The 13,274-nt window shown below is 75.4% G+C and carries 13 protein-coding genes and 1 riboswitch; of the genes, 10 read left to right on the forward strand and 3 right to left on the reverse strand.

Features of this window, described 5'->3' with window-relative positions:
• The first annotated feature begins 232 nt into the window (after window positions 1-232).
• Window positions 233-379, forward strand: a riboswitch (cobalamin riboswitch).
• Between the two features lie 131 nt (window positions 380-510).
• From ACZ4QV_RS28205 to ACZ4QV_RS28230, 6 genes are read left to right on the forward strand one after another with little or no spacing between them, the layout of a single operon-like run.
• Window positions 511-1,518 carry a cobalamin biosynthesis protein gene (locus tag ACZ4QV_RS28205; protein WP_361617204.1) on the forward strand — a complete coding sequence of 336 codons (1,008 nt, stop codon included), beginning with the start codon at window positions 511-513 and terminating at the stop codon, window positions 1,516-1,518.
• 31 nt (window positions 1,519-1,549) lie between these two features.
• Window positions 1,550-3,169, forward strand: a complete 1,620-nt coding sequence (locus ACZ4QV_RS28210) for a cobyric acid synthase (RefSeq protein WP_361142318.1) — start codon at window positions 1,550-1,552, stop codon at window positions 3,167-3,169.
• Window positions 3,169-5,304 carry a putative cobaltochelatase gene (locus tag ACZ4QV_RS28215; protein ID WP_467763562.1) on the forward strand — a complete coding sequence of 712 codons (2,136 nt, stop codon included), beginning with the start codon at window positions 3,169-3,171 and terminating at the stop codon, window positions 5,302-5,304. Before ACZ4QV_RS28210 ends, ACZ4QV_RS28215 begins: the two co-directional genes overlap by 1 nt.
• The gene (gene cobO / locus ACZ4QV_RS28220; protein WP_361142324.1) at window positions 5,304-5,903 is read left to right on the forward strand and encodes a cob(I)yrinic acid a,c-diamide adenosyltransferase; all 600 of its coding nucleotides are present in this window, start codon (window positions 5,304-5,306) and stop codon (window positions 5,901-5,903) included. The genes ACZ4QV_RS28215 and cobO overlap by 1 nt, the downstream gene beginning before the upstream one ends.
• A 55-nt stretch (window positions 5,904-5,958) precedes the next feature.
• Window positions 5,959-7,365 (forward strand): cobyrinate a,c-diamide synthase, encoded by a 1,407-nt coding sequence (locus ACZ4QV_RS28225; protein ID WP_361617199.1) that lies wholly within the window; start codon window positions 5,959-5,961, stop codon window positions 7,363-7,365.
• Window positions 7,358-8,002 (forward strand): VOC family protein, encoded by a 645-nt coding sequence (locus ACZ4QV_RS28230; RefSeq protein ID WP_361588361.1) that lies wholly within the window; start codon window positions 7,358-7,360, stop codon window positions 8,000-8,002. Before ACZ4QV_RS28225 ends, ACZ4QV_RS28230 begins: the two co-directional genes overlap by 8 nt.
• Window positions 8,003-8,040: 38 nt before the next feature.
• On the opposite strand, the gene ACZ4QV_RS28235 is transcribed toward ACZ4QV_RS28230, so the two are convergent.
• Window positions 8,041-8,766 (reverse strand): ZIP family metal transporter, encoded by a 726-nt coding sequence (locus ACZ4QV_RS28235; protein WP_361142332.1) that lies wholly within the window; start codon window positions 8,764-8,766, stop codon window positions 8,041-8,043.
• 137 nt (window positions 8,767-8,903) lie between these two features.
• Between ACZ4QV_RS28235 and ACZ4QV_RS28240 the strand changes: the two genes are divergently transcribed.
• On the forward strand, window positions 8,904-9,383 hold the full coding sequence (locus ACZ4QV_RS28240) for a cobalamin biosynthesis protein (protein WP_361637127.1): 480 nt from the start codon (window positions 8,904-8,906) through the stop codon (window positions 9,381-9,383).
• Entirely contained in the window at window positions 9,380-10,483 is a 1,104-nt protein-coding gene (gene cobC, locus ACZ4QV_RS28245; RefSeq protein ID WP_361637130.1) for an Rv2231c family pyridoxal phosphate-dependent protein CobC, read from the forward strand. The genes ACZ4QV_RS28240 and cobC overlap by 4 nt, the downstream gene beginning before the upstream one ends.
• A gap of 21 nt (window positions 10,484-10,504) precedes the next feature.
• Here cobC and ACZ4QV_RS28250 read toward each other — a convergent pair whose 3' ends face one another.
• The gene (locus ACZ4QV_RS28250) at window positions 10,505-11,251 is read right to left on the reverse strand and encodes an SDR family NAD(P)-dependent oxidoreductase (protein ID WP_361588367.1); all 747 of its coding nucleotides are present in this window, start codon (window positions 11,249-11,251) and stop codon (window positions 10,505-10,507) included.
• A 32-nt stretch (window positions 11,252-11,283) separates the two neighbouring features.
• Window positions 11,284-11,667, reverse strand: a complete 384-nt coding sequence (locus tag ACZ4QV_RS28255) for a hypothetical protein (RefSeq protein ID WP_361142343.1) — start codon at window positions 11,665-11,667, stop codon at window positions 11,284-11,286.
• Window positions 11,668-11,809: 142 nt separating this feature from the next.
• Here ACZ4QV_RS28255 and ACZ4QV_RS28260 point away from each other — a divergent pair, with 142 nt between their 5' ends.
• Both ACZ4QV_RS28260 and ACZ4QV_RS28265 read left to right on the forward strand, forming a co-directional pair.
• The gene (locus ACZ4QV_RS28260; RefSeq protein ID WP_361142346.1) at window positions 11,810-12,178 is read left to right on the forward strand and encodes an ArsR/SmtB family transcription factor; all 369 of its coding nucleotides are present in this window, start codon (window positions 11,810-11,812) and stop codon (window positions 12,176-12,178) included.
• 76 nt (window positions 12,179-12,254) lie between these two features.
• On the forward strand, window positions 12,255-13,235 hold the full coding sequence (locus ACZ4QV_RS28265; protein ID WP_361142349.1) for a bile acid:sodium symporter family protein: 981 nt from the start codon (window positions 12,255-12,257) through the stop codon (window positions 13,233-13,235).
• The last annotated feature ends 39 nt before the right edge of the window (window positions 13,236-13,274 follow it).

A 13,274-nucleotide genomic window follows, 5' to 3' on the forward strand; every position in this document is an offset into this window, starting at 1 on the left:
CTGGGGGGGGGGGGGGGGGGGGGGGGGGGCCGCCCCCCCCCCCCCGGCGCGGGCCCCCCGCCCCCCCCCCCCGCCCCGGGGGGCGGGGGGGGGCCGCGCCCCCCCCCCCGCCCCCCCCGCACGCCTGTGTCCTGGGACACAGGCACTGCCGCCGCCCCGCACCGCAGGTCAAGCGTGAGTTGACGGGCTTGGCGGAGCGTGGTGGACTGCCGGAGCCAATCGGCGACAGATGAGGAAGTCCGGTGAGAATCCGGCGCGGTCCCGCCACTGTCACCGGGGAGCGCCCCTCCACCAAGGGCCACGGTCCGCGTCCCGCGACGCAGGTTCCCGTACGGACTGGAAGGCCGGGGGAAGCGCCGATCCGGGGAGCCAGGAGACTCTCGTCGCCGTACCCGTCGAGCCAGGGCGCGGACCCTGAGTGAGGACCTACCGCCATGCCCGGCCGCAGTGCGCAATCTGCTGGACGTACCCCCACGCCATCCCTCCGAGGCGCGACGGCGGTCTGATCCGATGCGTGCCGAACACGCCGGCTACGCGTGCGGCGCGGCCCTGGGTTTCCTCGGCGACCTGGTCGTGGGCGACCCCCGGCGCGGTCATCCCGTGGCCGCCTTCGGGCGGGCCGCGGCCGCAGTGGAACGCCGTCTGTGGCGCGACCACCGCGGGACCGGCGCCCTGCACACCGCGCTGCTCGCGGGCGGCACCGCCGCCGGTGCCGCGCTGCTCGACCGCGCCGTACGCCGCTCCCCCGCCGCCTTCCCCGCATCCGTCGCGCTGACCGCCGCCGCCACCTGGGCCGTCCTGGGCGGCACCTCGCTGGGCCGCGAGGCGCGGGCCGTCGGCGGTGCGCTCGCGGCGGGCGACCTGGACGTGGCGCGCGAGCGGCTGCCGCACCTGTGCGGGCGCGACCCGCAGGCCCTGGACGGGCAGCAGATGGCGCGCGCGGTGGTCGAATCCGTCGCCGAGAACACCTCGGACGCGGTGGTCGGCGCCCTGGTCTGGGGCGCGGCCGCCGGTGTGCCGGGACTGCTGGCCTTCCGGGCCGTGAACACGCTGGACGCGATGGTGGGGCACAAGTCGCCACGCCACCGCCGCTTCGGGTGGGCCTCGGCCCGGCTCGACGACGTGGCCGGTTACCCCGGCTCCCGGCTGACCGCCGCGCTGGCGGTGCTGGCGGGCCCGGACCGGCGGGGCGCGTGGCGCGCCTGGCGCCAGGACGGACCGTCCCACCCGAGCCCCAACGCGGGCCCGGTGGAGGCGGCGTTCGCCGGGGCGCTGGGGGTGCGGCTGGGCGGCACCCTGGCGTACGGCGGCCGGGTCGAGCACCGGCCGGTGCTCAACGGCGACGCGGGCCGGCCGGTCGCGGTGCCGGACATCGAGCGGGCCGTGGCCCTGTCGCGCCGGGTGAGCGCGCTGGCCCTGGCGGCCACGGTCGCGGGCCGGCTGGCGGCGGGGGCGGTACGGCGAACCCGTACAGCCGGAGCGGTACGACGATCCCGTACAGCCGGGAGGGCCAAGTGAGCAGCGGAGTGCGGACGGCGAGGAGTGCCACGTGAACGGACCGGGTCAAGCACCGCTCGGCGGCGGGCTGCTGGTGGCGGGCACCACGTCCGACGCGGGCAAGAGTGTGGTGACGGCGGGCATCTGCCGCTGGCTGGCCCGCAAGGGAATCAAGGTGGCGCCCTTCAAGGCGCAGAACATGTCGCTGAACTCGTTCGTGACGCGCGAGGGCGCGGAGATCGGGCGGGCGCAGGCCATGCAGGCCGCCGCGGCGCGCGTCGAGCCGAGCGCCCTGATGAATCCGGTGCTGCTGAAGCCGGGCAGTGACCGCAGCAGCCAGGTCGTGCTGATGGGCAAGCCGGTGGGCGAGCTGAGCGCGCGCGGCTACCACGCGGGCCGTCAGGAGCAGTTGCTCGGTACGGTCACGGACTGCCTCCAGGAGCTGCGGCGTACGCACGACGCGGTGATCTGCGAGGGCGCGGGCAGCCCGGCCGAGATCAACCTGCGGCGTTCCGACATCGTGAACATGGGGATCGCGCGCGCCGCCCGTATCCCGGCCGTGGTGGTCGGCGACATCGACCGGGGCGGGGTGTTCGCCTCCTTCTTCGGCACCACGGCGCTGCTGTCCCCGGAGGACCAGGCGCTGGTCGCGGGCTATCTCGTCAACAAGTTCCGGGGCGATGTGACGCTGCTGGAGCCGGGCCTGGACATGCTGAAGGAGCTGACCGGGCGGCCCGCCCTCGGGGTGCTGCCGTTCGCGCACGGACTCGGCATCGACGAGGAGGACGGCCTGCGCGTGTCGCTGCGCGGCGCGGTACGCGAGAGCGTCGTCGCGCCGCCGCACGGCGCCGACGTGCTGCGGGTCGCGGTGGCCGCCGTACCGCTGATGTCGAACTTCACGGACGTGGACGCGCTCGCCGCCGAACCGGGCGTCGTGGTGCGGTTCGTGGACCGTCCCGAAGAGCTGGCCGACGCCGATCTGGTGGTGCTGCCCGGCACCCGCGGCACCGTCCGAGCGCTCCAGTGGCTGCGCGAGCGCGGCATCGCGGACGCGGTGCGGCGGCGGGCCGCGGAAGGCCGCCCGGTGCTCGGCATCTGCGGCGGCTTCCAGATGCTGGGCGAACGGATCGAGGACGAGGTCGAGTCGAAGGCCGGCACGGTGGACGGGCTGGGCCTGCTGCCCGTACGCGTACGGTTCGCGGCGGACAAGACCCTGGCCCGGCCGTCCGGCGAGGCGCTGGGCGAGCCGGTCGAGGGGTACGAGATCCACCACGGCGTGGCCGAGGTCTTCGGCGGGCAGCCCTTCCTGGACGGCTGCCGGTCCGGCGCGGTCTGGGGCACCCACTGGCACGGCTCGCTGGAGAGCGACGGCTTCCGGCGGGCGTTCCTGCGGCGGGTGGCCGCCGACGCCGGCCGCGCGTTCGTCCCGGCGCCGGACACCAGCTTCGCCGCGCTGCGCGAGGAGCAGCTCGACCGGCTCGGCGACCTCATCGAGGAGCACGCGGACACGGAGGCGCTGCTGCGGCTCATCGAGGACGGCGTACCGGCGGGACTGCCGTTCGTACCACCGGGGGCGCCGCCGATACCGCCGCCACCCCGCACCCCGGCCGCACCCGGCGCGGCCTCTGCCGCGCCCGCACACCGCACGTCCCTCGAAGGGGGTACTCCTTAATGGCATCGGTCCCTTACCCGTTCACCGCGGTCGTCGGCATGTCCGACATGCGGCTGAGCCTGCTGCTCAACGCCATCTCGCCGGCCATCGGCGGGGTGCTCGTCCGCGGCGAGAAGGGCACCGCGAAGTCGACGATCGTGCGGGGCCTGACGGCGCTGATGCCGGACGTCCCCGTCGTCACCGGCTGCCGCTTCTCCTGTGACCCGGCCGCGCCGGACCCGGCCTGCCCGGACGGCCCGCACGAGGCGGCCGGCGCGGAGGACCGCCCGGCCCGCATGGTCGAACTCCCCGTCGGCGCCTCCGAGGACCGGCTGGTCGGCGCGCTGGACATCGAACGGGCGCTGTCGGAGGGCGTGAAGGCGTTCGAGCCGGGCCTGCTGGCGGACGCGCACCGCGGCATCCTGTACGTCGACGAGGTCAACCTGCTCCACGACCACCTCGTGGACCTGCTGCTGGACGCCGCCGCCATGGGCGCCTCGTACGTGGAGCGCGAGGGTGTCTCCGTACGGCACGCCGCGCGATTCCTGCTCGTCGGCACCATGAACCCCGAAGAGGGCGAACTGCGGCCGCAGTTGCTGGACCGCTTCGGGCTGACCGTGGAGGTCGCCGCGTCCCGCGAGCCGGACCAGCGGGTGGAGGTGGTCCGGCGGCGGCTGGCCTACGACGCGGACCCGGAGGGTTTCGCGGGCCGCTGGGCCGTCGAGGAGGGCGAGCTGCGGGAGCGGATCGCCGCCGCGCGGGCGCTGCTGCCGGACGTGGCCCTCGGGGACGCGGTGCTGCGGCAGATCGCCGCGGTGTGCGCCGCGTTCGAGGTGGACGGCATGCGCGCCGACATCGTGATGGCGCGTACCGCCTGCGCGCTGGCCGCCTGGGCGGGCCGTACGGAGGTCCGCGAGGAGGACGTACGGCAGGCCGCCCTGCTGGCGCTCCCCCACCGGCGCCGCCGCAACCCGTTCGACGCCCCCGGCCTGGACGAGGACAAGCTCGACCGGACGCTGGAGGAGTTCGCCGCCGACGAGGACGACGACCCGGAACCCGACCCGGACGGCGGCCCCGACGGCGGCCCCGACGGGCCCGGCGGCGGACAGCCGCCGCAGGACGGCGACGGCGGCACGGACGGTCCGCAGGGCGAGGACGCCCAGGCACCGCACGACCAGCCGCAGGCGGACGACCAGCCGCACCTGCCCGAGCAGCCGCAGGCCCCGGAGGCGGACCCGGCCCCCGCCGACCCGAAGGCCCAGTCCGAGAGCGACGGGGAGAACGCTCCTGGCGGGGGCGGCGAGAAGGCCGCCGTCGGCGCGGGCGAGCCGTTCCGTACGCGGCGGCTGGACGTGCCGGGGCTCGGCGAGGGCGCGGACGGCCGGCGTTCCCGCGCCCGTACGGCGCACGGCCGGACCACCGGCGCCCGGCGCCCGCAGGGCACCCTGACCAAGCTGCACCTGGCCGCGACCGTGCAGGCCGCCGCGCCGCACCAGGTGGCGCGCGGCCGCCGCGGCCCGGGTCTGGTGGTGCGCCGGGACGATCTGCGCGAGGCGGTGCGCGAGGGCCGGGAGGGCAACCTCGTGCTCTTCGTCGTGGACGCGTCCGGCTCGATGGCGGCGCGCAAGCGGATGAGCGCGGTCAAGGGCGCGGTGCTCTCGCTGCTGCTCGACGCCTACCAGCGGCGCGACAAGATCGGCATGATCACTTTCCGCGGCGCGGAGGCCGAACTGGCGCTGCCGCCCACCTCGTCGGTGGAGGCGGGCGCGGCCCGGCTGGAGTCGCTGCCCACCGGCGGCCGGACACCGCTGTCCGCGGGCCTGCTCAAGGCGCACGAGGTGCTGCGGGTGGAACGGCTGCGGGACGCCTCGCGGCGGCCACTGCTGGTGGTCGTCACCGACGGGCGGTCCACCGGCGGCCCCGAGCCGCTGGTGCGCACCTCGCGCGCCGCACGGCTGCTGGGCGCCGAGGGCGTCGCCTCGGTGGTCGTGGACTGCGAGGCCGGGCCGGTACGGCTGGGTCTGGCGGGCGAGCTGGCCCGCGACCTCCAGGGCACCGCCGTCACCCTCGACGAACTGCGCGCGGACAGCGTCTCCGCGCTCGTCCGCGACGTGCGCGGACAGGGCAACCACCACACCACTCGGAGGGCCGCTTAATGCCTCAGGGACAGCCGTCCGTCGTCCCGGACGACGGACTCACCACACGCCAGCGCCGCAACCGCCCGCTGGTCCTCGTCCACACCGGCCCCGGCAAGGGCAAGTCCACCGCCGCCTTCGGGCTGGCGCTGCGGGCCTGGAACCAGGGCTGGCCGGTCGGGGTGTTCCAGTTCGTGAAGTCGGCGAAGTGGAAGGTGGGCGAGGAGCGCGCGCTGCGGGTGCTCGGCGAGACCGGCGAGGGCGGCACGGTCGCCTGGCACAAGATGGGCGAGGGCTGGTCGTGGGTCCAGCGCGACTCCCAGTTCAGCAATGAGGAGGCGGCCCGCGAGGGCTGGGAGCAGGTCAAGCGGGACCTGGCCGCCGAGACGTACAAGCTGTACGTGCTCGACGAGTTCGCCTACCCGATGCACTGGGGATGGGTGGACCCCGCCGAGGTCGTCTCCGTCCTGCGCGACCGGCCGGGCCACCAGCACGTCGTGATCACCGGCCGCAACGCGCCGCAGGAGCTGTGCGACTTCGCGGACCTGGTGACCGAGATGACCAAGGTCAAGCACCCGATGGACGCGGGCCAGAAGGGCCAGCGGGGCATCGAGTGGTGACGGCACGGCCGGACACCACAGCGACCGGAGCGGCAGGACCAGGAGCAGCCAGACCGTGAGTACGATCCCCCGGCTCGTCATCGCCGCGCCCGCCTCGGGCAGCGGCAAGACGACCGTCGCCACCGGCCTGATGGCGGCCTTCACCGAGGCCGGGCTCACGGTCTCCGCGCACAAGGTGGGCCCGGACTACATCGACCCGGGCTACCACGCGCTGGCCACGGGCCGGCCGGGCCGCAACCTGGACGCGTACCTGTGCGGTCCCGGCCAGTTGGCGCCGCTGTTCCTGCACGGGTCGGCCGGTGCCGACCTGGCGGTGGTCGAAGGCGTGATGGGGCTCTACGACGGCGCCTCCGGGTTCGGCGAACTGGCCTCCACCGCACAGGTCGCCAAGCTGCTGCGGGCGCCGGTGGTGCTGGTCGTGGACGCCTCGGCGCAGTCCCGGTCGGTGGCCGCGCTGGTGCACGGCTTCGCGTCCTGGGACCCGGAGGTACGGCTGGCCGGGGTGATCCTGAACAAGGTCGGCTCGGACCGGCACGAGGAGCTGCTGCGCGCGGCGCTGGACGAGGCGGGCGTGCCGGTACTGGGCGCGCTGCGCCGGGCGCCGCAGGTGCAGACGCCGTCCCGGCACCTGGGCCTGATCCCGGTCGCCGAACGGCAGGCCGACGCGCTGGAGTCCGTACGGGCGCAGGCCGCCCAGGTACGGGAGGGCTGCGATCTCAAGGCCCTGCTGGCGCTGGCGCACAGCGCGCCGGAACTGCCCGGCACGGCCTGGGACCCGGCGCTCGCCGTCGCACGGAGCGTGACGGGCACGCAGGGTGCGGCCGCGGTCCCCGGCAAGCCCGTGGTGGCCGTCGCGGGCGGCGCCGCGTTCACGTTCTCGTACGCCGAGCACACCGAACTGCTGACGGCCGCCGGAGCCGAGGTGGCCGTCTTCGACCCGCTGCGCGACGAGCGGCTGCCCGCCGGGACGCAGGCCCTGGTGATCGGCGGCGGCTTCCCCGAGATGTACGCGGCCGAACTGTCGGCCAACGCGCCGCTGCGCCGGGCCGTGGTGGACCTGGCGGCCTCCGGCGCGCCGGTCGTCGCCGAGTGCGCGGGGCTGCTGTACCTGGCACGGACCCTCGACGGCGAGCCGATGTGCGGAGTGCTGCCCGCCGACGCGCGGATGTCGGAGCGGCTCACCCTGGGCTACCGGGAGGCGGTGGCGCTGGCCGACAACGCCCTGGCCGTGGCCGGTACGCGGGTGCGCGGCCACGAGTTCCACCGTACGGTGCTGGAACCGGGCGCGGGCGCGTCCCCCGCCTGGGGCATGACCCACCCCGCACGCCGGGTGGAGGGCCACGTCCAGGGCGGGGTGCACGCCTCGTACCTGCACGTCCACTGGGCGGCCGAGCCGTCGCTGGCCCGCCGCCTGGCCGCCCGTGCCGCCGACCGCCCGCCGCTGGAGGCCCGTTGTGGCTGACGCCGTACTGGACCACCTGGTCCTCGCCACACCCGACCTGGAGGACACCGCCGCCGAGGTCGCCGCGCTGACCGGCGTCCGGCCGGTGCCGGGCGGCGGCCACCCTGGCCGGGGCACCCGCAACGCCCTGCTGGGCCTGGGCGACGGCGCCTACCTGGAAATCATCGGCCCGGACCCCGCGCAGCCCGCGCCCGAGGCGCCGCGCTGGTTCGGCATCGACGCGCTGCGCGGCCCCCGGCTGGCCCACTGGGCGGTCCGGGTGCGCGGGATCGCCGGGCAGGTGGCACAGGCCCGTGCGCTGGGTTACGACCCGGGTGAGCCGGTGACGATGTCCCGCCGCACACCGGACGGCAGCACGCTCTCCTGGACGCTGACGCCGCCGCGTACCGGCGGCGGCCTGGTCCCGTTCCTGCTGGACTGGGGTGCCACGCCACACCCGGCCGCCGCGCCGGGACTGCCGGTCGTACCGCTGCGCGCGTTCTCCGGTACGCACCCCGACCCGTCGACGATCCGCGCCGAGCTGGCCGCTCTGGGCGCCACGCTCACCGTCGAGGCGGGCGACGAACCGGGCCTGTCGGCCGTACTGGAGGGCCGCAACGGGCCGGTCTCGGTCGGCCTGGGAGCCGGCGCGCCGTGACCTTTCCTCCCGGTGGCGTGCACTCCCGGCGCACCGGTTCAGCCCGCGAGGCCGACCACCAGCCAGATGAACCCCACACCCGCCACCGTGCACAGCAGGGTGGACAGCGCGGGATGGTCGTGGTGCGCCTCGGGGAGGATGTCGGAGGTCGCCAGGTAGAGCAGGACGCCGCCGAAGAAGCCCAGGTAAATCCCGAGCCATTGCTCCGGAAGGGTGAACAGCAGCGTCGAGGCGGCACCGGCCAGCGGGGCCAGCGCGTCCGCGCCGAGCATGGTCAGCGCCCGGTTGCGGGCGTTCCCGTACAGGCTGGTGATCGTGTACGTGTTGAAGCCGTCCGCGAAGTCGTGGGCGATGACGGCGATCGCCACGGCCACCGCCATCTCCCGCCCCACCTGATACGCCAGGCCGATCGCGAAGCCGTCCATGAAGCTGTGCACCACCATGGCGGCCGCGGCCGTCAGGCCGACCTGCGGCACCCGTTCCTCCGGGTCCATGCCGTGCGCCGCCTTGCGGACCGCCAGCAGCCGTTCCACCGCGTGCGCGGCGAGGAACCCCAGGACGAAACAGAGCAGCGCGGCCGGCACGCCGTGGATCTCCTCTCCCGCCGCCTCCAGCGCCTCGGGCAGCAGGTCGAGGCCGACCACGCCCAGCATCAGGCCGCCCGCCAGCCCCAGGACCAGGTGGCGGCGGTCGGTGACCCGGTGGGCGACCCAGCCGCCGACCAGGGTCATCAGGAACGCGCCCAGCGCGATGACCACCGGCACGGTGTCACCCCTTCCCCGGGGTTCCGGCACCCCTCACTCCTGCTTACTGACCGGCCGGGCATCCCGCATGTCCGGAGCGCGGGCGCCCGGACCCTGGGCGTACGGAACCCGGCTGTCCGAGGCGCGGGACCGACGCGATGAGCCCGGAACCGATCGTCGTCGTCGGCGTCGGCGCCCGCCGGGGCGTCCAGGCCACCGAGGTGCTGGCACTCGTCAAGGACACTCTCGCGGCCGCGGGTACGACACCCGAAGCGATCACCGCGCTCGCGACCGTGGACACCAAGGCGGCGGAGCCGGGGCTGGCCGAGGCGGCCGGCCGGCTCGGCGTGCCGCTGCTGGCGTACCCGGCCGAGGTGCTGGCCGCCGTGCCCGTACCGCATCCGTCCCCGGCGGCACTGGCCGCCACCGGCACGCCCAGCGTCGCGGAGGCCGCCGCGCTGGCCGGCGCGGACGCCCTCGCCATGAGTGGTTCCGGCACGGACCCCGCAACGCCTCCCCACGCCCGCCCGGCCCGGCTCCTCGTCGGCAAACGCACGTCGGGGCCAGGGGCCCGGGCCACCTGCGCCGTGGCACACGGACGCACACCTCACCACCTCTGCACCAAGGAGACGTCGTGACCACCCCGCCGCCCGCCGCCCCCGGCGGCATACCCGGCCCGTACCCGTACGAACCGGACCTGCGTCACCACGGGGACGCCGAAGTGCGCGGCGCGGACGCCGGGCTGACCGATCTCGCGGTCAACGTGCGCGCCGGGACGCCGCCGGCCTGGCTCAAGGCACGCATCGCGGCCTCGCTGGACGGGCTCGCCGCGTACCCGGACGGCGGCCCGGCCCGCCGGGCGGTGGCGGCGCGGCACGGCCTCCCGCCGGAACGGGTGCTGCTGACGGCGGGCGCGGCGGAGGCGTTCGTGCTGATCGCCCGCGCCGTACGGGCCCGGCGGCCGCTCGTCGTGCACCCGCAGTTCACCGAGCCCGAGTCGGCGCTGCGCGACGCCGGGCACCCGGTCGAGCGGCTGCTGCTCTCCGAGCGGGACGGCTTCCGGCTGGACGCGGACGCGGTCCCCGACGCGGCCGACCTCGTCATCGTCGGCAACCCGACCAACCCCACCTCCGTCCTGCACCCCGCCGAGGAGATCGCCCGGCTGGCGCGGCCCGGCCGCACCCTGGTCGTGGACGAGGCGTTCATGGACGCGGTGCCCGGCGAGCACGCGTCGCTGGCGTCGCGTACGGACGTGCCGGGGCTGGTCGTACTGCGCAGCCTGACCAAGACATGGGGGCTGGCGGGCCTGCGGATCGGCTACGTACTGGCCGCCCCGGAAGCCATCGCGGACCTGGAACGGGCCCAGCCCCTGTGGCCGGTCTCGGCTCCGGCCCTCGCCGCGGCCGAGGCGTGCTGCGAACCGGCGGCGCTGGCGGAGGCGGCGGACGCGGCCCGGCAGATCGCGGCGGACCGGGACCAACTGCTGGCCCGGCTGGCGCAGGTACGCGGCCCCGACGGCCAGCGGGTGCACGTCATGACTCCGGCCGAGGGCCCGTTCGTCCTGGTCCGGATGCCGGACGCGGCGGCTGCCCGCACCCGGCTGCGGACACTCGGCTTCGCGGTACGGCGCGGCGACACGTTTCCGGGGCTGGGCCCGGAGTGGCTGCGGCTGGCGGTACGGGACCGGGCGACGACCGACCGTTTCACGGAGGCGCTGGAGAAGGCCCTGACAGGCTGACCCGGCGGCTCCCCCGCCGCCTCAGCGCATCAACGCGCCCCCGTTCACGTCGTACGTGGCGCCGGTGACGAACGTTTCCTCCGACGCCAGGAAGACGGCGACGCGGGCCACCTCCTCCGGAGTGGCGATCCGCCCGAGCGGCACCTGCGCGGTCAGCCCGGCCAGCGCCTCCGGCGAGACGGACCGGACCATCGGCGTGTCGATCATCGCGGGCGCGACGGTGTTCACGGTGATGCCGTCACCGGCCAGTTCGGCGGCGAAGACCCGGCTCAGCGCGATCAGCCCGGCCTTGGACGTCCCGTACGCGGCGCCGGTGGGGCGGGGCGTCTGCCCGGCGATCGAGGCCATGGTGACGATGCGTCCGTACCCGCGCTCGCGCATGTCCCCGGCGACGGCCCGGGTGAGGAAGAAGACGGCGCGCAGGTTGACCGCGAAGACCTCGTCCCACTCCTCCGGGGTGATCTCCCACAGGGAGGCGGCCAGGGGCCGGGCGGCGTTGTTGACCAGGACGTCCACGGGCCGCCAGGCGCGGACCGTACGGTATGCCTCCTCGGTGGCGGGGAGGTCGCGCAGATCGGCGTGGACGGTACGGACGCGCTCCCCGCCCGGGTCGAGGTCCGCGGCCAGCGCCCGGTTGGCCGCGTCGTCGCGGTCCAGGGCCGCGACATACGCTCCCTCGGCGTGGAAGGCGCGGACGAGGGCGGCGCCGAGGCCCTGGGCGCTGCCGGTGATCAGGACGGTACGGCCGGCGAGGCCGGTGTCGAGCACGGAGTGCTCCTTCCCGAAGGCGGACGGAGCGGTCACTCGGTGCCGAAGAACAGCGGACGCCCGGCCCGCGCCTCGATCCGCAGATAGCGCCACAGGCGTACGCCCCCGTCGCCCACCTCGGTGTCACGCACGATGCCGCAGATGCGGGACACGGTGTCCAGGTCGGGCACATCGGCGAGGATGTACGAGGTCCAGGGCCAGGCGGCGGACGCGCCGACCATGAACTGGTCGTCGTCGAGGGTGCCGAGGACACGGACGCCGAAGCGCTCGGCGAGCCGGGCGAAGGCGGGCGGGATGGCGGCGGCCACCGCGGTCCGCTCCTCGTCACCGGCGTTGAAGAACTCCTGGGTGACACCGATGCAGAAGAGGGTGCGCAGCGGGGTTTCGGGCGGGTCCGGTGCGGCGGTGGCGGACATGGCGGAACCTCGTCTCGGACGGCGGCGGGGACGGCGCGCGGCGGAAGGGAGTGCGCGGCGGTTTGCCGCGAACCAACAGTTAGAGGATCGTCGAAACGTCGACGGTCCGGACCGTATCACCCACTGAGAAGGCTCTTTGAACATGGCTCCCACGGAGACCGCCCGCAGCACGCCCCCCACCGCCTCTCCCCCGGCCGACGCCGACCAGCCGGACACCGGCGCCATCCGCCTCGGCCCGCTCCTCCAGGCGTTCGGCGACCCGCTGCGGCAGCACATCGTGCGGCGGCTCGCGGCGGACGGCGAGGCGGGCTGCGGCGCCATCGAACTGCCGGTGACCCGGGCCACCGGCTCGTACCACTTCCGCGTCCTGCGGCAGGCGGGCTGGACCCACACCCGCCAGATCGGCCGGGAGCGCTACATCTCACTACGCCGGGACGACCTGGAAGAACGGTTCCCCGGACTGCTGGCGGCCCTGCTCAAGGCAGCCGAGGCGGAATCGGCAACCCCCTGACCCCACGACGAGCCGCCCCCGTCCACCATCCGAAACCCGTTGCCCCGTACACGCAGCCCGGCGCTAAGGTGCCGCCGTGCCCACCGAACAGCTCAGCCAGCGCCCCGCCCCCACCGGCGACCTGCCCGCCTCCGACCGGGCGGCGCGGCGTGCCGTCACCGTCTTCCCTCTCCTGGTGATCGCGGCGGGCGCCGTCGGACTGCTGTGGCCCGCACCGTTCACCGGCTGGGCGCCCGCCGTCCCGTGGCTGCTCGGCGTCGTGATGTTCTCGATGGGGCTGACGCTCACGCCGCCGGACTTCGCGGCGGTCGCCAAGCGGCCCTGGGCGGTGGGCCTGGGCCTGGTCGCCCATTACGTGATCATGCCCGGCCTGGGCTGGCTGATCGCCACCGCCCTCCACCTGCCCCCGCAGCTCGCGGCCGGTGTCATCCTCGTCGGCTGCGCGCCCAGCGGCACCGCCTCCAACGTCGTGACCTACCTCGCCCGCGGCGACGTCGCCCTCTCCGTCTCGGTCGCCACCGTCTCCACCGTCCTCGCCCCCCTGATCACCCCACCGCTGACGCTCCTCCTCGCCGGCCAGTTCCTGGACGTGGACGCCGGGGTGATGGTGACCGACATCCTCAAGACGGTGCTGCTGCCGGTACTCGGCGGCCTGCTGGTCCGGCTCGTCGCGGGCCGCTGGGTCGACCGTGCTCTGCGCGCGCTGCCGTGGCTGTCCGCGGTGACGATCGCGGCCATCGTGCTGGTCGTGGTCTCCGGCAGCGCCGCCCGCATCAAGGACGCGGCGGCCCTGGTCGTCCTCGCGGTCGTCCTGCACAACGGCCTGGGCCTGGCCCTCGGTTACGCGGCGGGCCGCCTGGCCCGGCTGGGCAAACCGGCAGGCCGGGCGATGGCCTTCGAGGTCGGCATGCAGAACTCCGGCCTCGCCGCCTCCCTGGCCACCGCCCACTTCAGCCCGGCGGCAGCACTCCCGGCGGCCGTCTTCTCCGTATGGCACAACATCTCGGGCGCACTGGTGGCCGCCTGGATGGCCCGCAACACCCGTCACGAACGCTAGGCGCTCCGCTGGAGGTGCGGCGACATGCCGTCGATCGTC

Source organism: Streptomyces sp. NPDC026394 (assembly GCF_055567735.1).